Annotated in this window: 18 protein-coding genes; 9 read left to right on the plus strand and 9 right to left on the minus strand. The window is 71.2% G+C overall.

Annotation, left to right across the window (positions count from 1 at the left end; genetic code table 11):
- Nucleotides 1–114 precede the first annotated feature (114 nt).
- Nucleotides 115–1572, minus strand: a complete 1458-nt coding sequence (gene pdxR, locus ACZ43N_RS09080; RefSeq protein ID WP_468096113.1) for a MocR-like pyridoxine biosynthesis transcription factor PdxR — start codon at nt 1570–1572, stop codon at nt 115–117.
- A 47-nt stretch (nt 1573–1619) separates the two neighbouring features.
- Between pdxR and ACZ43N_RS09085 the strand changes: the two genes are divergently transcribed.
- Complete coding sequence (locus ACZ43N_RS09085) at nt 1620–2108, plus strand: carboxymuconolactone decarboxylase family protein (protein WP_468096114.1); 489 nt, start codon at nt 1620–1622, stop codon at nt 2106–2108.
- 216 nt (nt 2109–2324) lie between these two features.
- On the opposite strand, the gene ACZ43N_RS09090 is transcribed toward ACZ43N_RS09085, so the two are convergent.
- From ACZ43N_RS09090 to ACZ43N_RS09100, 3 genes are all read right to left on the minus strand, one after another.
- A complete protein-coding gene (locus ACZ43N_RS09090) occupies nt 2325–3812 on the minus strand; it encodes a glutamate synthase subunit beta (RefSeq protein WP_468096115.1) in 1488 nt (495 codons plus the stop codon).
- A 209-nt stretch (nt 3813–4021) separates the two neighbouring features.
- The gene (locus tag ACZ43N_RS09095; protein WP_468096116.1) at nt 4022–4501 is read right to left on the minus strand and encodes an anthrone oxygenase family protein; all 480 of its coding nucleotides are present in this window, start codon (nt 4499–4501) and stop codon (nt 4022–4024) included.
- A gap of 146 nt (nt 4502–4647) precedes the next feature.
- Nucleotides 4648–5331 carry a DUF2293 domain-containing protein gene (locus ACZ43N_RS09100; RefSeq protein WP_468096117.1) on the minus strand — a complete coding sequence of 228 codons (684 nt, stop codon included), beginning with the start codon at nt 5329–5331 and terminating at the stop codon, nt 4648–4650.
- A gap of 92 nt (nt 5332–5423) precedes the next feature.
- Between ACZ43N_RS09100 and ACZ43N_RS09105 the strand changes: the two genes are divergently transcribed.
- A complete protein-coding gene (locus ACZ43N_RS09105) occupies nt 5424–6065 on the plus strand; it encodes a nucleoside/nucleotide kinase family protein (protein WP_468096118.1) in 642 nt (213 codons plus the stop codon).
- 260 nt (nt 6066–6325) lie between these two features.
- Complete coding sequence (locus ACZ43N_RS09110) at nt 6326–6754, plus strand: CBS domain-containing protein (RefSeq protein ID WP_468096119.1); 429 nt, start codon at nt 6326–6328, stop codon at nt 6752–6754.
- Nucleotides 6755–6800: 46 nt separating this feature from the next.
- On the opposite strand, the gene ACZ43N_RS09115 is transcribed toward ACZ43N_RS09110, so the two are convergent.
- Complete coding sequence (locus ACZ43N_RS09115; RefSeq protein ID WP_468096121.1) at nt 6801–7928, minus strand: magnesium and cobalt transport protein CorA; 1128 nt, start codon at nt 7926–7928, stop codon at nt 6801–6803.
- Nucleotides 7929–8164: 236 nt separating this feature from the next.
- On the opposite strand from ACZ43N_RS09115, the gene ACZ43N_RS09120 reads away from it, so the two are divergent.
- Nucleotides 8165–8962: a methyltransferase domain-containing protein gene (locus ACZ43N_RS09120; protein WP_468096122.1), complete on the plus strand. Its 798-nt coding sequence runs from the start codon at nt 8165–8167 to the stop codon at nt 8960–8962.
- 156 nt (nt 8963–9118) lie between these two features.
- Here ACZ43N_RS09120 and ACZ43N_RS09125 read toward each other — a convergent pair whose 3' ends face one another.
- Both ACZ43N_RS09125 and ACZ43N_RS09130 read right to left on the minus strand, forming a co-directional pair.
- Entirely contained in the window at nt 9119–9997 is an 879-nt protein-coding gene (locus tag ACZ43N_RS09125; RefSeq protein ID WP_468096123.1) for a carbohydrate kinase family protein, read from the minus strand.
- A 94-nt stretch (nt 9998–10091) separates the two neighbouring features.
- Complete coding sequence (locus tag ACZ43N_RS09130; protein ID WP_468096125.1) at nt 10092–10997, minus strand: pseudouridine-5'-phosphate glycosidase; 906 nt, start codon at nt 10995–10997, stop codon at nt 10092–10094.
- A gap of 99 nt (nt 10998–11096) precedes the next feature.
- On the opposite strand from ACZ43N_RS09130, the gene ACZ43N_RS09135 reads away from it, so the two are divergent.
- On the plus strand, nt 11097–11525 hold the full coding sequence (locus ACZ43N_RS09135) for a VOC family protein (protein ID WP_468096126.1): 429 nt from the start codon (nt 11097–11099) through the stop codon (nt 11523–11525).
- Nucleotides 11526–11610: 85 nt separating this feature from the next.
- On the opposite strand, the gene ACZ43N_RS09140 is transcribed toward ACZ43N_RS09135, so the two are convergent.
- Together ACZ43N_RS09140 and ACZ43N_RS09145 are read right to left on the minus strand one after the other, a co-directional pair.
- Nucleotides 11611–12165, minus strand: coding sequence for a methylated-DNA--[protein]-cysteine S-methyltransferase (locus ACZ43N_RS09140; RefSeq protein ID WP_468096127.1), 555 nt, complete (start codon nt 12163–12165; stop codon nt 11611–11613).
- 83 nt (nt 12166–12248) lie between these two features.
- Nucleotides 12249–13121 (minus strand): glycerophosphodiester phosphodiesterase, encoded by an 873-nt coding sequence (locus ACZ43N_RS09145; RefSeq protein ID WP_468096128.1) that lies wholly within the window; start codon nt 13119–13121, stop codon nt 12249–12251.
- A gap of 281 nt (nt 13122–13402) precedes the next feature.
- Between ACZ43N_RS09145 and ACZ43N_RS09150 the strand changes: the two genes are divergently transcribed.
- The 4 genes from ACZ43N_RS09150 to ACZ43N_RS09165 all read left to right on the plus strand — a co-directional run bounded on the left by ACZ43N_RS09150 (nt 13403) and on the right by ACZ43N_RS09165 (nt 19238).
- Nucleotides 13403–14293: an MHYT domain-containing protein gene (locus tag ACZ43N_RS09150; protein WP_468096130.1), complete on the plus strand. Its 891-nt coding sequence runs from the start codon at nt 13403–13405 to the stop codon at nt 14291–14293.
- A 40-nt stretch (nt 14294–14333) separates the two neighbouring features.
- On the plus strand, nt 14334–16463 hold the full coding sequence (gene uvrB, locus ACZ43N_RS09155; RefSeq protein WP_468096131.1) for an excinuclease ABC subunit UvrB: 2130 nt from the start codon (nt 14334–14336) through the stop codon (nt 16461–16463).
- Nucleotides 16464–16633: 170 nt separating this feature from the next.
- Nucleotides 16634–17212, plus strand: a complete 579-nt coding sequence (locus ACZ43N_RS09160; RefSeq protein ID WP_468096132.1) for a TerD family protein — start codon at nt 16634–16636, stop codon at nt 17210–17212.
- Nucleotides 17213–17258: 46 nt separating this feature from the next.
- Nucleotides 17259–19238 (plus strand): TerD family protein, encoded by a 1980-nt coding sequence (locus ACZ43N_RS09165; RefSeq protein WP_468096134.1) that lies wholly within the window; start codon nt 17259–17261, stop codon nt 19236–19238.
- Nucleotides 19239–19251 lie beyond the last annotated feature (13 nt).

Genomic DNA, 19251 nt, shown 5'->3' on the forward strand with positions numbered 1-19251 from the left:
CAGGCAGCGGTGCCATACCTCCTGAGGCCATGGTCCCACTGGGGTTGAATTCTTGTCGAATGGGAGGTATATGCCGATGTTCGAGGAAGGGTGACGGCCGCGCGGGCGGGCCGTTCACTCCGGCGGCAGCACCCCGCACAGGGCCTCCAGCGCAGCCCCGTACGCATGCTCCGGCGGCGTCGCGTACCCCACGACCAACCCGTCCGGCGCGCCCGGCCCCGTCGCCCGCGGATGCCGGAACTCGGCCAGCCCGTCGAGTGCGATGCCCTGCCAGGTCGCCGCCCGCACCACGGACCGCTCGGTGCCCGGCGGCAGCCGCAGCACCGCGTGCAGCCCGGCCGCGATCCCGGTGACCTCGATGTGCGGCGCCCGCGCGGCGAGGGCGGCCACCAGACGGTCCCGCCGCGCCCGGTACCGCTGACGCATCCGCCGCACATGACGGTCGTACGACCCCGAGACGAGGAAGTCCGCCAGCGCCAGCTGATCCGGGACGCTCGCCCACGCCTCCCGCTCGCCCTTCGCCTCCAGCACGGCGTCGACGTATCGCTCCGGCAGCACCATCCAGCCCAGCCGCAACGCCGGCGACAGACTCTTGCTGACCGACCCGATGTGCACGACCCGCTCGGGATCCAGCCCCTGCACGGCACCGACGGGCTTGCGGTCGTAGCGGAACTCCCCGTCGTAGTCGTCCTCCAGCACCACCCCGCCCCGCGCGCGTGCCCAGTCGACGACGGCCGCCCTGCGGGACGGATGCAGCGGCCCGCCGGTGGGGAACTGGTGTGCCGGCGTGAGCAGCACGGCCCGCTCCCGGTCCAGCCCGTCGATCCGCGCGCCGTCCTCGTCCAGCGGCAGCGGAACGGTCCGCACGGACGCCGCGGCCAGCAGTTCGCGGTGGAAACCGAGTCCGTACGACTCGACGGCCAGCGGGCCCCGCAGCACCCGGCCGTGGCCGGGACCCCGGCCGTGGTCGAGGTCGGCGGTGTGGCGGTGGAAGAGCAGCCGCAGGGCGTGGGCGAAACCCGAACAGATCACGATCCGCGAGGGCTCGGTGCGCACCCCACGCGCGCGTGCCAGGTATGCGGTGAGCGCCTCGCGCAGCTCGATCCGGCCCGCCGGATCGCCGGGGCCGAACGCGTCGTTGGGCGCCTGGGCCAACGCCCTCCGGTACGACGCCGCCCAGGCCGCACGTGGAAACGACGACGCGTCCGGAGTGCCCTGCCGAAGGTCGTGCCGGGGCCCGCGCGTGCGTGCGGGCACCTTCTTCGGGACGCGAGCGGACACGTTCAGCGGTTCCGCCCGCTCCGCGACCCGGGTGCCCGAGCCCTGCCGCGCCGTCAGCCACCCCTCGGCGACGAGCTCCGCGTACGCGTCGGCGACCGTGTTGCGCGCGACACCGAGATCCGCCGCCAGCGAGCGGTACGGAGGCAGCCGGGTGCCTGGCGCCAGCCGACCGCCCCGTACCGCGTCCCGCAGGGCACGGATGAGCGCGGCTCGCCGTCCACCGGTTCCGGACAGCTCCAGATGCAGATCGGCACCGATCCGCTCGGCGGAATTGACCCACGAATCCTCCATGGGAATGCACCCTACGACAGGTCTCTTTGGCCCATAGATTCATGGTCATGACGACGAACACGAGCACGAACACGAGCACGAACACGAACGCGGTCCGCGTCGACTTCGCCAAGGCCGCCCGGCCCGTCTTCCGTGCACTCATCGGCTTCGACGCGGCGGCCCGCGAGGGCCTCGACCCCGCCCTCGTCGAACTGATCCAGATCCGCGCCTCCCACCTCAACCACTGCGCGTACTGCCTGCACATGCACACGAACGACGCCCGCAAGGCGGGCGAGAGCGAGGACCGTCTCCACATGGTCCCGGTGTGGCGCGAGGCCCGGCACTTCTTCACCCCGCGCGAGCAGGCGGCCCTCGCCCTCACCGAAGCGGTCACGCTCGTCGCCGACCGCGGCGTCCCCGACGACGTCTACGCGGAGGCCGCCGCCCACTTCGACGAGACCGAACTGGCCCACGTCCTGTCCCTGATCCTCACCATCAACACGTGGAACCGGATCGCTCTGGCGACGGGAAAGGTGGCGGGCACGGACGAGCGCTGAGGGCCGTCCCGTGGTCCCCGGCGGGCGCACGGCGTCGGATGCGGCACCTCGCCGCATTGTCGCAACGCCCGCACAGATCCGGTATGCGGACGCCCCTCCGCCTTGCGACGCACCGCATCCGACGCCGTGCGCTGATCCACCGCGGATACGGGACAGCCCTTGGCGCAGCCCTCGCCCTCACCGCCGGCGAAGGCATCTGTTAGGAGGGCCCTTCGACTACGCGGTCATCGGCCGGTCGTACGGGCCGATCGGCGCCGGCAGCCGCTCCACGCCGGTCAGCCGACGGTCCACCGCGGCGGCCACCGCCCGCCCCTCGGCGATCGCCCAGACGATGAGGGACTGCCCCCGGGCGGCGTCCCCTGCCGCGTACACGCCGGGCACGCTGGTCTCGAAGTCCGGCCCACGAGCGATCGTGCCCCGCGGTTCGACCGCCAGCCCCAACTGGTCGATCAGCCCGTCGTGGCGGTCGGGCCCGGAGAAGCCGAGGGCGAGCAGGACGAGGTCGGCGGGAAGCGACCGCCCGGTGCCCGGCTTCGGCCGGCGCCGCTCGTCCACCTCGACCAGGTGAAGCTCGCGCACATGACCCGCATCGTCCCTGGTGAAGCGGAGCGTGGACGCCGCAAAGAGCCGCGCGTCGGCGTCCGCCGCCGGCGCCGTCCGCAGATCGCGTGCTTCCTCGTGCGCCGCCGAGAGCCGGTAGATCTTCGGATACGTCGGCCATGGCTCGACGTCCTCGTCCCGCACCGCCTCCGGCAGCGGATAGATGTCCAGCTGGGTCACCGACGCTGCCCCCTCCCGCACCGCCGTCCCGAGACAGTCCGCCCCCGTGTCGCCGCCCCCGATGATCACCACATGCTTTCCGGCCGCCGACAACGGCGAGACCTCCAGATCACCCTCGCAGACCCGGTCGGCCAACGGCAGATACTCCATCGCCTGATGGATCCCGGCCAACTCCCGCCCCGGCACATCCAGTTCCCGCCAGGCCGTGGCACCCGTCGCGATCACCACGGCGTCGTACCGGGCCCGCAGCTCGGCGGCCCCGATGTCCTCCCCGACGGTCGTCGACGTACGGAACTTCGTGCCCTCCGCCCGCATCTGCTCCAGCCGCCGGTCCAGGTGCCGCTTCTCCATCTTGAACGCCGGGATGCCGTACCGCAGCAACCCTCCGACCCGGTCCGCCCGTTCGTACACCGCGACCGTGTGTCCCGCCCGGGTCAGCTGCTGAGCGGCCGCCAGGCCGGTGGGCCCCGAACCGATGACGGCCACCGTCCTGCCGGTCAGCCTGTCGGGCGGGCGGGGCGGTGTGAGTCCGTCCTCCCAGGCCCGGTCGGCTATCGCCACCTCGACGTTCTTGATGGTCACCGCGGGCTGGTTGATCGCCAGCACGCACCCCGCCTCGCACGGCGCGGGGCACAACCGCCCGGTGAACTCCGGGAAGTTGTTCGTCGCGTGCAGCCGGTCGCTCGCCGCCCGCCAGTCCTCCCGGGACACGAGGTCGTTCCACTCCGGGATGAGATTCCCCAGCGGACACGCGTCGTGGCAGAACGGGACCCCGCAGTCCATGCAGCGGTCGGCCTGCTTGCTGATGATCGGCAGCAGCGCCCCCGGAACGTACACCTCGTTCCAGTCCCGCACCCGTTCCTGCACGGGCCGACGGGGCCACTCCTCGCGCGGGGTGGTCATGAAACCCTTGGGATCGGCCATCGCCGTCTCCCTCACGTATCGCATGCGTGTACGGGCACGGCCGTACAACGGCGGACTCAGTTTCGACTCGACGAACAGTGATCGGCGGAAGCGGTCGGCGGAAGTGATCCCGGGGCGACGGGCTCAGAACGGTCGGAGCGGTGTGAGGCCGTCCGCCTTCGGGCGGCACTCGTCTCCCGCCACGATACGACGCGCCCGGCGCGTACGCCTCAGGCGAGCGCCAGCAGATAGCAGAGCGCCGCGCCGACCGAGGCAGCCGTCCTCACGTGGTTCCACATCGTCCACTCGTTCACATACCGCCGCCAGTAGGTGGCCGCCTCCGGTGTGCCCGGGTCCAGCCCGGCCAGCGTGTCGTTGCGCGGCACGTTCGCCACCATCGTCACCCCGAAGCAGCCGAACAGGTACAGCGCGCTGCCCAGCAGCAACGCGACCGTGCCCTGGTCCGGCCACAGCACGAACGTGACGACCGCCAGTACGGCGCACAGCACCGCCGTACCCACGAACACCAGCATGAACGCCGGGGTCACGGCACTGACATTGATCGCCTGCATCGCGGCGGCCCCCTGCGCCGGCGGCAGCGAGGCCAGCCCCTTCATCACAAAGGTCGAGAACCCGCAGAACACGCCCGCCACGACGCCGGTCCCGAGCAGCCCCAGCACCGTCAACACGAAGTACGGCCCGTCGATCATGTCCGCTCCCACCTCGTTCCCCCGAATCCGATGAGCCTGCCCGGCCCCTGCCGTCACCACAAGTGAACGCCCGCGTCGACACCGTCACCATGGCCGAGACGCGCACCCGCATGAGCGAACGTCCAGGGAATGGCCGTACGGGGTGCTCATCCCGCCCCCCGCCACTCCCGGAGCCTCGCCTCGACCGTCCCCGCGATCCGCCGCCGGGCCTCGTGCCGTGCGACACCGCTCATCAGGAACTGGTCGTACGGAGTGTCCACATGCCGTACGGACGCGATGACCGCCGACGTCACGGCCGTCTCCGACAAGGCGCGTCCCGCGGCGCTGCGCCCGACACGTCCGCTTCCGCGCACCGAGGCGTGGGCGGCGATCTCCCGTGCCCGCTCGGCCGGACACGCGGGGAACAGTCGCCGTATCTCCGCCGTGAACGCGTCCGTGAACCGCACGTCCTCCGCGGCCCGCCGCCGTGCGTCCCGTACCCGGCGGCGCCGTCGTGCCTCGGCGTCGGCCAGGCACCGCTCCTCGGCGCGGGCGAGCGCCGCCTCCTCGACCAGGACGCCCTGCCGCTCGTACCGGCTTCTCCTCCGGTTGAACCGCACGACGACGGCCGACAGCGAACTCTCCTCCCTGGCCCGTCTGGTGAGCGCCGTGTCGCCGCGTGGCAGGAACACCAGATGTCCCAGGTCCGCGCAGTCGAGGCAACGCGGTGCGCCGTTCTCCAGCACGAGCAGTACCACCGGACCGCCCCGGCACTCGGCGCAGCGCTTCTTCCTGAGTGCCTGCACGACGACAAGTCCGGTACGCGGCGGGGGAACAGCGAGCGCGGCCATACGCGGATCATTCCCCCCGGTGGCCGCCTGGTCACGTGGCCGCTGTGCCGGCCTCTCGGTCGGCTCGGGTGGGGTGTGCGGGGCGCGGCATCATGGACGGTGTGCGATTCGAAGCGATCACCTGGGAGCGGCTCGGCGATCTCCTCGCCGACCATCTCCTGGACCTGAAGCCGGATGACGGTTCCCCTTGGCCGCGTATCGCCTTCGACGGTGCCCCGGCCGCCCGTCCCGGCGACCTCGCGGCGCGGGTGTCGGACGCGCTGCGGGTACGCGGCCGGTCCTCGCTCGTCGTGGGCACCGAGGGGTTCCTCAAGCCGGCGTCGCTCCGCTTCGAGTACGGGCACCAGGACGTGGAGGCCTACTACAACGGCTGGTTCGACACCGCCGCGCTGTGGCGTGAGGTCTTCGGCCCGCTCGAACCCGGGGGAACGGGTCGTGTCCTGCCCGACCTCTGGGACCCCGCCACGGACCGCGCCACCCGCAGCCCCTACGTGCAACTCCCTTCCGCCGCACTCCTGTTGATGCACGGCCCCCTCCTTCTGAAGAACTGGTTCCCCTTCGATCTGACCGTCCACGTCCTTCTCTCCCCGGGCGCCCTGCGCCGCCGCACCCCCGAGAGCGAACACTGGACCCTCCCGGCCTTCGAGCGCTACGAGAGCGAGGCGGACCCGGCCGCGGTGGCCGATGTCCTGGTGCGCGCCGACGACCCGCGGCATCCGGCCTGGAGCGGCTGACGCCGGGACGGCCGCTCGGCGCGCAGGCATGTGATCATCCGGGTGGTTCACAGGCTCTGCGCCGGATCGAATTGCCCGCTGCGCCGCCGAAGCGAGGGGCAGCGCGTCCCCCCGGCTCAGGGGCCGGGCTCCTCCGGGTGCGCCTCCTGCCGGGCCCGGTGAGAATGAGCAGCGCCGGGACCAGCGGTGCTCTGTGCGCCGCGTCGGGAAGAGCGGCGCCTCCCGCGCCGCGCCGGCCGCCCGGCATCAGGAGGTATCGCATGACCACCGCCGGAGACATCATGCACCGGGGCGCCCAGTGGATCCCCGCCCACGAGACCCTGGACCGCGCCGCCCAGCTGATGCGCCAGCTGAACGTCGGGGCGCTCCCCATCAGCGACGAGAACGAACGCCTCTGCGGCATCCTCACCGACCGCGACATCGTCGTGGGCTGTGTCGCCCTGGGACACGACCCGTCCCGTGTCACGGCGGGCGATCTGGCCAAGGGCACACCGCGCTGGATCGACGCCGACGCCGACATCAGCGAGGTGCTCGAGGAGATGAAGGAGCACCAGATCCGCCGGCTTCCGGTGATCCAGAACAAGCGCCTCGTCGGCATGATCAGCGAGTCCGACATCGCCCGGCATCTGTCGGAGGACCAGATCGCCGACTGGGCCGAGAGCGTGTACGCCCGGACCGCGGCACGCTGACCCGGCCGAGACCGGTCCCGCCTCCTTCTCCTCGCCGGTGCCGGGGTCAGAGCCAGCCGTTGCGCTTGAAACCCCGGTACAGGGTGACGCAGGCCGTGGCGATGACGGCCAGGACCAGGGGGTAGCCGAACTTCCAGGTCAGCTCCGGCATGTACGTGAAGTTCATGCCGTAGACACCGCAGACCATGGTCGGCACGGCGATCAGCGCCGCCCACGCGGTGATCTTCCGCATGTCCTCGTTCTGCGCGACGCTGACCTGGGCCAGGTGCGCCTGAAGGATCGAATTGAGCAGTTCGTCGAACGCGGCGATCTGTTCGGTCGCCCTCATCAGGTGGTCGCAGACATCACGGAAGTAGGCCTGTATCTCCGGGTCCACCACCCGGATGGGTCGCGTGGTGAGCTCAAGCAGCGGACGGGCGAGCGGGGCCACCGCCCGCTTCAGTTCGAGCAGCTCCCGCTTGAGCTGATAGATCCGGCCGGGGTCGACGCGCGCCCCGTTCGCCGCGAACACGTCCGTCTCCACCTGGTCGATGTCCGCCTGCACCGAGTCCGTGACCGTCAGGTAGTCGTCCACCACGTGGTCGGCGATCGCATGCAGGACGGCGGCGGGGCCCTTGGCGAGCTGCTCCGGGTTCGCCTCCAGCTCCTCGCGCAGCGGGCCGAGCGAGCCGTGCCGTCCGTGCCGCACCGTGATCACGAAGTCGGGGCCGACGAAGACCATGATCTCGCCGGTGTTCACCACCTCGCTCGTCGCGGTCAGTTCCGCGTGCTCGACGTAGCAGACGGTCTTGAACACCGCGAACAGTGTGTCGCCGTACCGCTCCAGCTTCGGGCGCTGATGGGCCTCGACCGCGTCCTCGACCGCCAGTGGGTGCAGGTCGAAGAGTTCGGCGATGCCGGCGAACTCCCGCTCCGTCGGCTCGTGCAGCCCGAGCCAGACGAAGCCGTGGTCGGACCCGCGCACCTGTCCCAGCGCCTCGACGACATCGCGGCCGCCCGGGGCGCGTACCCCCTTGTGGTACGTCACGCAGTTCACCACGGCGGTGCCCAGGGGGGAGCGGGCCGGATGGCTGAGGTCGACGCGGGCGCGACGCCGTGCCAGCCGTGCCACCTTGCGCAGGCCGCCGACCTTGTCGAGGCCGGTGACCTTCCGCAGATTCCCTGCCATGGACATCTGGTTCTCCTCGCACCGCACTTCGTGCCTTGTGGCGCCAGTGTGCCAGGCGTCTTCGAGCCGCAGACAAGGCTGTGGGAACGGAACGCTCCACTCCTCTTGATGTCTCGCTCACGACATCGGTCGGAGTGGTTCGGGTGGTGCCCTGCTCCCCTCGACCGCCGCCGGAGCGGTCCTGACGGGCTGTGGGAGCGTCACAAAGAGTAGATAAGTAGGTGAAATGGGATGATCGCGTCATGATGCGAACCGACGGACATCTCCTCGACCACCGGCAGGGCGAGACGGGGCAGCCCTCCGACGCCTTCGCCACCCTCTTCGACCGCACGACGTTCCGGCACATGGAAAACTTCGGCCTCGGTTCCGGCTGGCGCTGCTGGGAGGTCGGCGCGAGCGGGGCCTCGGTCGTCTCCTGGCTGGCCAAGAAGGTCGGACCCACGGGCAAGGTCATCGCCACCGGGGCCGACCTCTCCTGGGCCGTCCCCGCGGTCACCCGCCCACCGGTCGAGGTCCTCGTCCACCACGTGGGCGTCGACCAGCCGCCGGGCGACGGATTCGACCTTGTCCACGCCCGGCTGGCCCTGGTCCACGCGCCCGACCCCGAGCAGGCCGTGGTGTCGATGATCAAAGCCCTGCGTCCCGGCGGGCGCCTGCTGATCGAGGACGCCGACCCCGCGCTCCAGCCCCTGGCCTGCCTCGAAGAGAACGGCCCCGAACAGCAGTTGGCCAACCGGCTCCGTCAGGCCGTCCGCTCACTTCTCGAGGAACGCGGGGTGGACCCGGCACACGGCCGCCGGTTCCCACGTCTGCTGCGCGGCGCCGGGCTGCGCGGTGTGGAGGCCGACGCGTACTTCCCCATCGCCTCGCCCGCCTGCGCCGCACTGGAGTCCACCACGATCCGACAGCTCCGGTCCGCACTCGTCGGGGCCGGCCTCGCCACGGACGAGGAGATCGGCCGCCATCTGGCCAACCTGGACTCCGGCACGGTGGACATCGCCGCCACACCGCTCGTCTCGTCATGGGGCAGGAAGCCGTAGCCCGTTGCGCGGCAGGCGGCGCGATGTCGATGTCATGGCGAACCGGTACGGGGGACCGGCAAGACCGTGCTCCTGCAGGGCCTTCGGCGGCTCACCGGCGCGTCCCACGCCGCTCCTGGGCCCACCGCCGACGGCCACACCGGTCCCCCTGCCGGCTCAGCCCACCGGGGGCCGCCCGCCCACCTTCCCCACGGCCAGTGCCCCCGCCCCGCAGCCCTCGGCAGCGGCGTCCGCGGGCTCCGCGCCCGTGAGCAGGGCGGCGAGGAACGCCCCGGTGAACGCGTCACCCGCGCCGGTCGTGTCGCGGGGCACGGCGGGGACCGCAGGCACCCGGGCACGCACACTGCCCCCATGGGCGATCAGGGCGCCCTCGGCCCCCTGCTTGGCCACCACCAGCGGGACGAGGCGGCTCAACTGCGCCGCCGCGTCGGCCGGATCGGGCAGCCCGGTGAGCAGACACGCCTCGTCACTGCTGGGCAGCAGCACATCCACCCCCTCGACGAGTTCGAGGAACCGGTTGGCGCCCAGCGCCGCCAGGAACCCCGACGAGGCCGGGTCCACGCTCACCGGCACCCCACGCGCGCGTGCCGTCTCCAGGGCCACCGAGACCAGCGCCCGGCTCGGCTCCGAGAAGAACAGGTAGCCCGACAGATGCAGTCGGGCCACCCCGTCGAGCAGGCCCGGCGACCAGTCGTCCGGGTCCAGACGCAGTGAGGCACCGCTGTCCGTGAGGAACGTGCGTTCGGCTGCGTCGCCCGTGTCCACCAGGCAGATCACCGTCCCGGTCGCCGCCTCCGGATCGACGACGAGGTGGGGCCGAACGCCCGCGGCCCGCAACTCCCGCTCGTGCCACTCGGCCGCGTCCGTACCCACGCGCCCGAGCAGCCGCACCTCCGCACAGCCCTGATATGCCGCCCAGCAGGCAACATTGGCACCCGCCCCGCCGGGCAGCGTCCGGATCGCGGAGGCCGTGTCGGTGCCCGGCGCGAGCGGCCCACGATGCCGGGCCACGACATCCGTGACGACGTCCCCCACGACGAACAGCGCCCCTCGTGCCCTCCCGGCGGCCCCGGTCACGCCACTGCCCGACGGGTTCACCCGCCGCCGGGCCCCTCCCCGCCGCGCCACCTCACGCTCCGGTCCAGGCCGCCGCGATCCGCGCGGCGAGCCGTACGTTCCCCCGTACCGCCGCCAGATTGGCGCTCAGCGAGGCACCGTCCGTGTGCCGGACGAGATGGCTCAGCAGGAACGGTGTGACCGCCTGTCCCGTGATCCCCTCGGTCTCGGCCGCCTGCAACGCCTCGGCGAGCACACGAGCGTGCAGATCGGGATCGAGCTGCTCCTCCTCGGGCACCGGGTTGGCGACGATCAGTGCCGACTCCGGGCCGTCGAGCGCGTCCTGGGCACGCATGACCTCCGCGACCTCACCGGGTGACCGGAGTGTCCACTCCACGGGGTGCCCCGAGTCGGAGAGATAGAAGCCGGGGAAGCGGTCGGTGCCGTACCCGGCGACCGCGACACCCAGCGTCTCCAGGCGCTGCAGGGTCGCCGGCACATCCAGGATCGACTTCACGCCCGCGCAGACGACCGTGATCCGGGTGCGCGCCAGCAGCCCCAGGTCGGCGGACTCGTCCTGGGTCGTCGTCCACTCCCGGTGCACACCTCCGAGACCACCCGTCGCGAACACCCTTACGCCTGCCAGGGACGCCAGCAGGGCGGTCGCCGAGACGGTGGTCGCGCCGCTCACCCCGGAGGCCACCGCGAGCGGCAGGTCCCGGTGGCCGAGCTTGCGGATGCCGTCCTCGTTCGCGACCCGCTCCAGCTGCTGCTTGTCGAGGCCGATGCGCGGCCGCCCGTCGAGCACGGCGATGGTCGCCGGTACGGCGCCCTCCTGCCGTACGACGTCCTCCAGTTCCAGCGCCACCTGCAGGTTGCGCGGGCGGGGCAGGCCGTGCGCGATGATCGTGGACTCCAGCGCCACCACGGGTCGACGCGCGTCAACCGCTTCCCGCACCTCTTCTGACACCATCAGCACGCGCTTGCCTCCTGTCAGTCGTTCCTCCCTCATCACTGGCGACCGACGTGCCCGGTCAAACCCTTGCGACCTGTGGTGCGGGACACCAGGCTGAGGAGCATGACGGACAACATGACGCGTCTCGACCACGTCGTCCTCTGGGTCAGGGAGCCCGTCGCCGCGGCCGACTTCTACGAGAGGGCCGTGGGCCTGCGACCCGTACGCCTGACCGAGTACGCCGCGGGACAGGTGCCCTTCCCCTCCGTACGTGTCAACGACGAGACCATCCTCGACCTCATGCCGCTCAGCATGGCGGAGCGCATGAAGATGCTGCCCGGCGCCGCCGACAGCTCCGGCCACCCCGTCAACCACATATGCCTGGCCCTGCCCGGTGACCGCTTCGAGGAGCTGCGGTCCCGGCTGGAGGAACGGGCGGTCCCGGTCTCCGACTTCTCGTCCGACTCCTTCGGCGCCCGGGGAGCGGCCCGGCGCAGTTTCTACTTCAGGGACCCGGACGGCAACGTCGTCGAAGCCCGGCACTACGCGTAGCGGAACCGACTGGCACAAGTCTCCGGCCACGACACGCCTCCCGTGACAACGCCCCACGGACGAGCCCGGGTCTCGCACGGAGGGCTCAGAACAACGGCTCGGGCAGAACCCCTTCCAGCGCCAGCAGCCTCCGCTTGGTCTCCAGTCCGCCGCCGAACCCGCCGATGCCGCCGTCGCTCTCCACCACCCGATGGCACGGCACCACCACCGGCAGCGGATTCGCCCCCATCGCCATGCCCACCGCCTGGGCCGCGCCCGGCTGCCCCACCCGGCGGGCCAGGTCGCCGTAGCCCACGACCGAGCCGTAGGGGACACCGGAGGCCAGCTCCCGCAGCACCTGGCGGTTGAAACCGGAGATCAGCGACCAGTCCAGGGGCAGCTCGAACACCTGGAGGTCACCCGCGAAGTACGCGTCGAGCTGGCGTATCGCCTCGGCCAGCTGCGGGGCACGGGGAGCCTCGACGGGCTCGGCGCCGAGCCGGGACGCGAGCCGGTCGAGTGCCTGGTCGCGCACCGCGTCCGTGGCATGGAACACGACGTTCACCAGGCCGTCGTCCGTCGCGGCCAGCAGCAGCGGACCGATGTCCGTGCGGACGACGGCCCACACGACCTGGTGCTCGTACTGTCCATGGCTGTTCATGCGACCACCGTACGGCGTGCCACCGACAGCGCCCGGGGCGTGCGTCCGCCCGCGGACGCACGCCCCGTGTGAGCGGCGACCGCTCAGCCCTGGGTGGCCTCCTCGACCACGTCCGGCTTGTTCGTGATGATGCCGTCCACGCCGTAACGCGCCACCCTGCGCGCGTTCGCCGGGTCGTTGACGGTCCACGTGAGCATCTCCAACGGCTTGCCGTGCGGGCCCTCGAAGGTGTGGACCCTGGCGACGTAGGAGCGGGAGATGGTCGTGTAGGAGGAGTTGATCTGGTCGGCGAACCTCGCGTACTCGGGCAGGTCCGCGAGGTCCGGGGTGCCGAGGAAGCCGGTCTTCACACCCGGGCTCAACTTGTGTACCCGCCGCACCGTGTCCCGACTGAAGCTCTGGACCACCAGCCGGTCCCGCAGGCGCCGGGGGGTCAGCCAGCCCTCGTTGTCCAGCACCTTCAGCGTCTGCCGTTCGATGCCGGGATACAGCTGGGGATTCTTGATCTCCAGAACGAGCTTCTGGTGATTGCTGGACACGCGCCTCACGTACTGCGCCAAGGTCGGCACGCGCGCGCCCGCGTAGCGGCTGCTGAACCAGCTGCCCGCGTCCAGCCGCGCGATCTCCGCGGCCGTGAAGTCGCGCACGTTCCACGGCGCACGGCCCGGAAAGACCCGCTCGACGTTCGTCGTCCGGGCCAGCGTCGCGTCATGGACGACGACGAGCTTGCCGTCCTTGGTGCGCTGGACGTCGTTCTCGACCCAGTCGAAGCCCATCTCGTCGGCCTTGTCGACGGCGGCCAGGGTGTTCTCGGGCGCGTAGGCGGAAGCTCCGCGATGCGCCACGACCACCGGATCGTCGGGGTACGAGGCCGCCTCGGCGGCCGAAGTGGGGAGCAGGAGGCCGGCGGCCCCCACGAACGCGGCGGTCATGGCGGCGACTGCGCGCACATGCATGCGTACTCCTCGCGTCGTTCGGTCACTTTGGGCTCAAGAGTGACTGCAGACAGTAAACGAGAGAGGGGGCGCAAGATGGCCATGAATTGAATGGAGTTGCCCAAGTCCGCACACGCGCGCCGCACAAGTGGGGCAAGGCCGTGTTTCTTTGCCGGAAAATCGTTCGACCATTCCGGTGGGGGTCATACTCTCTGCGACAACCCTGACCGTTGTGGCGGTCCCGGGGGCGGGGGCAGTACAGGGAATCCAGGGACGCGACAGGGCGGGAAAGGCAGCCGCGGATGCAGGGCACCGTCGACGGCTTCAGCTACGGACTCGTCACACCGGTGGCGGCCTATCTCATGGCCTGCCTCGGAGGCGCGCTCGGCCTGCGCTGCACCACCAGATCGATGCTGGTGGACGGTCGCCTGCGGATCGGCTGGCTGGCCCTGGGCTCGGCCGCCATCGGCTCCGGCATCTGGACCATGCACTTCGTCGCCATGATGGGGTTCAAGGTCCTGCAGACCCCGGTCCACTACGACCCGCTGACCACGTTCGCGAGTCTCGCCGTCGCGATCGTCATGGTCGGCATCGGCATCTTCATGGTCGGCTCCAAGGGAGCGAGCGGGGCCGCACTCTTCACCGGCGGCACGATCACCGGCCTCGGCATCGCCTCCATGCACTACCTCGGCATGGCCGGAATGCGCCTCAACGGCACGCTCGAGTACAACACCGTCACCGTGGCCGCCTCCGTCGTCATCGCCGTGGTGGCCGCGATCGCCGCCCTGTGGGCCGCTGGACAGGTCCGGGGCTTCCTGTGGAGCGTCGGCGCGAGCCTCGTGATGGGCATCGCGGTCAGCGGCATGCACTACACGGGCATGGCCGCCCTCAGCGTCCATCTGCACAGCGCGGCCGGCGGCGCCCCGGGCGACGGCTCCTCTTCAGCGACCCTCCTCGCCCCGCTGATGATCGGCCCGCTGGTCTTCCTGCTGCTGGCGGGCGTCGTCGTGATGTTCGACCCCTTCATGATCATGGGCAAGTTCCACGGCAGCCCCACCGAACGGCGGCCCGGAGTCCCCACCCACACCTGCACGCACACCGACCGGCGAGCGCTCGCCGGGGCCGGACGGCCCCTCTCACCAGCCGATCAAGAGCACGCCGAAGCCTGGTACCGCACCCCGCAGAACCGCTGACCCGAGCCCGTTGTCAGTGCGGGGTCGTACGGTGGATTCCATGCGGCCCGTTTCCAAGATCGAACGCACGGTGGCGCCCTTCGAGGTCGTCAGCCCCTATCAGCCGAGCGGCGACCAGCCCACGGCAATCGCCGAGCTGGCCCGGCGCATCGAAGCAGGTGAGAAGGACGTCGTTCTGCTCGGCGCGACCGGCACCGGCAAGTCCGCCACCACCGCGTGGATGATCGAGAAGCTCCAGCGCCCCACCCTGGTGATGGCGCCGAACAAGACGCTGGCCGCCCAGCTGGCCAACGAGTTCCGCGAGCTCCTGCCGAACAACGCGGTCGAATACTTCGTCTCGTACTACGACTACTACCAGCCCGAGGCCTACGTCCCGCAGTCGGACACCTACATCGAGAAGGACTCCTCGATCAACGAGGAGGTCGAGCGACTGCGCCACTCCGCGACCAACTCGCTGCTCACCCGCCGCGACGTCGTCGTGGTCGCCTCCGTCTCCTGCATCTACGGCCTCGGCACGCCCCAGGAGTACGTGGACCGCATGGTCCCCCTCAAGGTGGGCGAGGAGGTCGACCGGGACGAACTGCTGCGCCGCTTCGTCGACATCCAGTACACCCGCAACGACCTGGCCTTCACCCGCGGCACCTTCCGCGTCCGCGGCGACACCATCGAGATCTTCCCGGTCTACGAGGAGCTCGCGGTCCGCATCGAGATGTTCGGCGACGAGATCGAGGCCCTCTCCACCCTCCACCCCCTCACCGGCGAGATCATCAGCGACGACCAGCAGCTGTACGTCTTCCCCGCCTCCCACTACGTCGCCGGCCCCGAACGCATGGAACGGGCGGTCAACGACATCGAGAAGGAACTGGGAGAGCGCCTCGCGGAGCTGGAGAAGCAGGGCAAGCTCCTGGAGGCCCAGCGCTTGCGCATGCGCACCACGTACGACATCGAGATGCTCCGCCAGATCGGCTCCTGCTCCGGCGTGGAGAACTACTCGATGCACTTCGACGGCCGCGAGCCCGGTTCCCCGCCCAACACCCTGCTCGACTACTTCCCGGACGACTTCCTCCTCGTCATCGACGAGTCCCATGTGACCGTCCCTCAGATCGGCGCGATGTACGAGGGCGACGCCTCCCGCAAGCGCACCCTCGTGGACCATGGCTTCCGGCTGCCGTCCGCCCTGGACAACCGCCCGCTGAAGTGGGAGGAGTTCCAGGAGCGCATCGGCCAGACGGTGTACCTGTCGGCGACCCCCGGCCAGTACGAGCTGTCCCGCTCCGACGGCCAGGTCGAGCAGATCATCCGCCCCACCGGCCTCGTCGACCCGCAGGTGGTCGTCAAGCCCACCGAGGGCCAGATCGACGACCTGGTGCACGAGATCCGGGAGCGCACCGAGAAGGACGAGCGGGTCCTCGTCACCACACTCACCAAGAAGATGGCCGAGGACCTCACCGACTACTTCCTGGAGCTCGGCATCCAGGTCCGCTACCTCCACAGCGACGTCGACACCCTGCGCCGGGTCGAGCTGCTGCGCGAGCTGCGCGCCGGCGAGTACGACGTCCTGGTCGGCATCAACCTCCTCCGGGAGGGCCTCGACCTGCCCGAGGTCTCCCTGGTCTCGATCCTCGATGCCGACAAGGAGGGCTTCCTGCGCTCCGGCACCTCGCTCATCCAGACCATCGGCCGCGCGGCGCGCAACGTGTCCGGGCAGGTCCACATGTACGCCGACAAGATCACCCCGGCGATGGAGAAGGCCATCGACGAGACCAACCGCCGCCGGGAGAAGCAGGTCGCGTACAACAAGGCCAACGGCATCGACCCGCAGCCACTCCGCAAGAAGATCAACGACATCGTCGCGCAGATCGCCCGCGAGGACGTCGACACCGAGCAGCTGCTCGGCACGGGCTACCGCAAGGGCAAGGACGGCAAGGGAGCCAAGGCCCCCGTGCCGTCCCTCGGCGGCAAGGCGGCCAAGTCCACCAAGGGCAAGGCCAAGGAGACCGTACCGACCGACCGTCCCGCGGCCGACCTCGCCCAGCAGATCGAGGAGATGACGGAGCGGATGCGAGCGGCGGCCGCCGACCTCCAGTTCGAGATCGCCGCCCGGCTGCGCGACGAGGTCTCCGAGATGAAGAAGGAGCTACGGCAGATGAAGGAGGCGGGCCTGGCCTGACGGGGCCGAGTGGCGCCGGGGAACAGACTGCGCCCCCGGGCGGCGCACTGTGTTGCAAGACCGACACAAAGTGCGACACAGGCTGCGGCACCGTCGGTGCCGCTGCGTAAGGTGCTGCACATCCGCGGACTCCGCGGCAACAGGGGACAGTTCGAGAGGGGAATCGGCGCGTGACCGTCAACATGACCAAGGGTCAGGCCATCAGTCTGCAGAAGAACGACGGAGGCAGCCTGACCGCGGTGCGCATGGGTCTCGGCTGGCAGGCTGCCCCCCGGCGCGGCCTGTTCGGGTCCCGTACCCGTGAGATCGACCTCGACGCCTCCGCCGTGCTGTTCGCGGACAAGCAGCCGGTCGACGTCGTCTTCTTCCGCCATCTGGTGAGCGACGACGGCTCCGTCCGTCACACCGGTGACAACCTGGTCGGCGGTGTCGGCGCGGGCGGCGACGACGAGGCCATCCTCGTCGACCTGGCCCGGGTCCCGGTCCACATCGACCAGATCGTCTTCACCGTGAACTCGTTCACCGGCCAGACCTTCCAGGAAGTGCAGAACGCCTTCTGCCGTCTGGTGGACGAAACCAACGGCCAGGAGCTGGCCCGATACACGCTCGCGGGCGGCGGCCAGTACACGGCCCAGATCATGGCCAAGGTGCACCGCTCGGGCGCCGCCTGGCAGATGACGGCCATCGGCTCGCCCGCCAACGGCCGCACCTTCCAGGACCTGATGCCGGCGATCCTGCCGGTCCTGTAGGCAGCGCGACGCATCACGCAGCAAGCGACACGGGGGGACGAAGCAGATGACGGCCGAGCTGGTCCGGGGGCAGAACCATCCGCTGCCCGAGGCCCGACTGGAGATCCGCGTCTCGGCCGGCACGCCGATCGTCGCCGGGGCCACCCTCGGCGACGAGCACGGCAAAGTGCACGGCGTGGAGTGGGTGGCCCACCCGGGCGCGCCGACCCTGCCCGGACTGGAGGTGTCCAAGCAGGCGGCGGCCGACCACCGCCTCGCCGTGGACCTCGACGCCCTGCCGCCGTCCGTGCACCGGGTGACCGTGCTGCTGGCGCTGCCGACGGGGACCGGCGGCCCGGCCCGTTTCGGCGCGGTCGCCGCCCCCTTCGTTGCGGTCACCGGCCTCGACGGCACCGAGGTCGCCAGTTACACCATCGTCGGTCTGCAGACGGAGTCCGCCGTCGTCGCCCTGGAGCTGTACCGCAGGCAGGGCGCGTGGAAGGTCCGCGCGGTCGGCCAGGGCTACGCGGGCGGCCTCGCGGAACTGCTCACCGACCAGGGCCTGCCCGAGGCCCGGCAGCTCGCGGCAGGCATCCACGAGGCGGTCGCCCGCGGCCTGGCCCGCTCGGTGGCGGCGCCCCCGCCCCGTGTGCCGGACGCCGACCGCCCACGGCAGACCCCCGCCCCCGCACTGGGGCCGGACCAGACCCACGGCGGCCCCGGCACGGCACCCCAGGGAGCCGCGCCCCAGCCCGTCGGACAACACGGCGGCACCGCGCCGCACGACCCGTCCGCCGACACCCAGCCCACTGCCCCCATGGCCGCCGCGCCCGTCAACTACACCCATCCCGGCCGGCAGACCACCGCACCGCCCCCGCCCCCGCCGACCGCGCCCCCGGCCGAGCCCGGCCGGCCCGCGCAGCCCGTGGCCGGGGACGCGACCGGCTGGTCCATGGACGAGCGGCTCTACAACCAGGTGTGGGGCATGTTCGAGGACCTGGCCCGCACCACGGCCGCGTACCGCAGCGCCGTCGACTTCGCCGAGTCGCGCATGGAGCAGGAGCTGGACAGGGTCCTCTCCGACCCGCGCAGCCGTATCAGCGGTCAGGGCGACGCCGCACGCGAGGCCGCACGCGCCAAGCACGCCCAGCTCGTCGACCAGGCCCGGGCCGCCCTCGACCGTGACCTGGCCCAGCTCCGCGCCGAGGCCGATGTCGTCGAGCCCGCGCTGCCCACGGCATACGCCCGCTGGGACAACCCGGTGTGGCACGGCTACCGGGTGCCGATGGAGGTCCCGATGGCCCTGCGCCTGGGCGATCTGCATCTGCCGGAGAGCGACGGCCTGCGCATCCCCATGCTGGTCCGGCTGCCGCTGGAGCGGGGCCTGTGGATCGACAGCGGCCGTTCCGGCTCCGCCGACCCTCTCGCCGACTCGGACGAACTGCGCCGTCTCGCCCTGGACACCGCCGTGGCGCTGGCCGCGCGGCTCCTCGCGGTCTATCCACCGGGGGAGTTCAGCGTCCATGTCATCGACCCGGCCGGCGCCGGGGCGTCCACGCTCGTACCGCTGACCCAGCCTGGCGTCCTCGCCGGACCGCCCGCCGTCGGCGCCACGGGCGTGTCGGACGTGCTGGGGCGGCTCACCCAGCGGGTGGACCTCGTCCAGATGGCGGTGCGCGGCGGAGCGGCCGACGCGCTGCCGCCCGGTTTCGACACAGCCGAGCAACTCCTGATCGTCAACGACTTCCCGCACGGCTTCGACGACCGAGCCGTGACCCAGCTGCGCTACCTCGCGGACGAGGGCCCGGCCGTCGGGGTCCATCTGATGATGGTCGCCGACCGGCAGGACGCCGCCGCGTACGGGCCGTTGCTCGACCCTCTGTGGCGTTCGCTGCTGCGACTCACACCCACTCCGGACGATCATCTGGCCGATCCCTGGGTCGGGCACGCGTGGACGTACGAGCCGTCGCTCGTCCCGCCCGGCAGCCGGGTCCTTCAGCAGGTACTCACCGAGGTCGCGGACGCTCGCCGTTCGTGGAACCGGTGAGGACCGAGGGCTG

The sequence above is a fragment of the Streptomyces sp. NPDC030814 genome, from assembly GCF_055572155.1.

Excerpts from the sequence above, each read along its gene's own strand:
- ACZ43N_RS09095 (WP_468096116.1), bottom strand. The coding sequence starts at position 4,501 with ATGATCGACGGGCCGTACTTCGTGTTGACGGTGCTGGGGCTGCTCGGG.
- ACZ43N_RS09165 (WP_468096134.1), top strand. The coding sequence starts at position 17,259 with ATGACGGCCGAGCTGGTCCGGGGGCAGAACCATCCGCTGCCCGAGGCC.
- ACZ43N_RS09110 (WP_468096119.1), top strand. The coding sequence starts at position 6,326 with ATGACCACCGCCGGAGACATCATGCACCGGGGCGCCCAGTGGATCCCC.
- ACZ43N_RS09135 (WP_468096126.1), top strand. The coding sequence starts at position 11,097 with ATGACGGACAACATGACGCGTCTCGACCACGTCGTCCTCTGGGTCAGG.
- ACZ43N_RS09100 (WP_468096117.1), bottom strand. The coding sequence starts at position 5,331 with ATGGCCGCGCTCGCTGTTCCCCCGCCGCGTACCGGACTTGTCGTCGTG.
- ACZ43N_RS09145 (WP_468096128.1), bottom strand. The coding sequence starts at position 13,121 with ATGCATGTGCGCGCAGTCGCCGCCATGACCGCCGCGTTCGTGGGGGCC.
- ACZ43N_RS09140 (WP_468096127.1), bottom strand. The coding sequence starts at position 12,165 with ATGAACAGCCATGGACAGTACGAGCACCAGGTCGTGTGGGCCGTCGTC.
- uvrB (WP_468096131.1), top strand. The coding sequence starts at position 14,334 with ATGCGGCCCGTTTCCAAGATCGAACGCACGGTGGCGCCCTTCGAGGTC.
- ACZ43N_RS09115 (WP_468096121.1), bottom strand. The coding sequence starts at position 7,928 with ATGTCCATGGCAGGGAATCTGCGGAAGGTCACCGGCCTCGACAAGGTC.
- ACZ43N_RS09120 (WP_468096122.1), top strand. The coding sequence starts at position 8,165 with ATGATGCGAACCGACGGACATCTCCTCGACCACCGGCAGGGCGAGACG.
- ACZ43N_RS09085 (WP_468096114.1), top strand. The coding sequence starts at position 1,620 with ATGACGACGAACACGAGCACGAACACGAGCACGAACACGAACGCGGTC.
- ACZ43N_RS09090 (WP_468096115.1), bottom strand. The coding sequence starts at position 3,812 with ATGGCCGATCCCAAGGGTTTCATGACCACCCCGCGCGAGGAGTGGCCC.
- pdxR (WP_468096113.1), bottom strand. The coding sequence starts at position 1,572 with ATGGAGGATTCGTGGGTCAATTCCGCCGAGCGGATCGGTGCCGATCTG.
- ACZ43N_RS09150 (WP_468096130.1), top strand. The coding sequence starts at position 13,403 with ATGCAGGGCACCGTCGACGGCTTCAGCTACGGACTCGTCACACCGGTG.
- ACZ43N_RS09105 (WP_468096118.1), top strand. The coding sequence starts at position 5,424 with ATGGACGGTGTGCGATTCGAAGCGATCACCTGGGAGCGGCTCGGCGAT.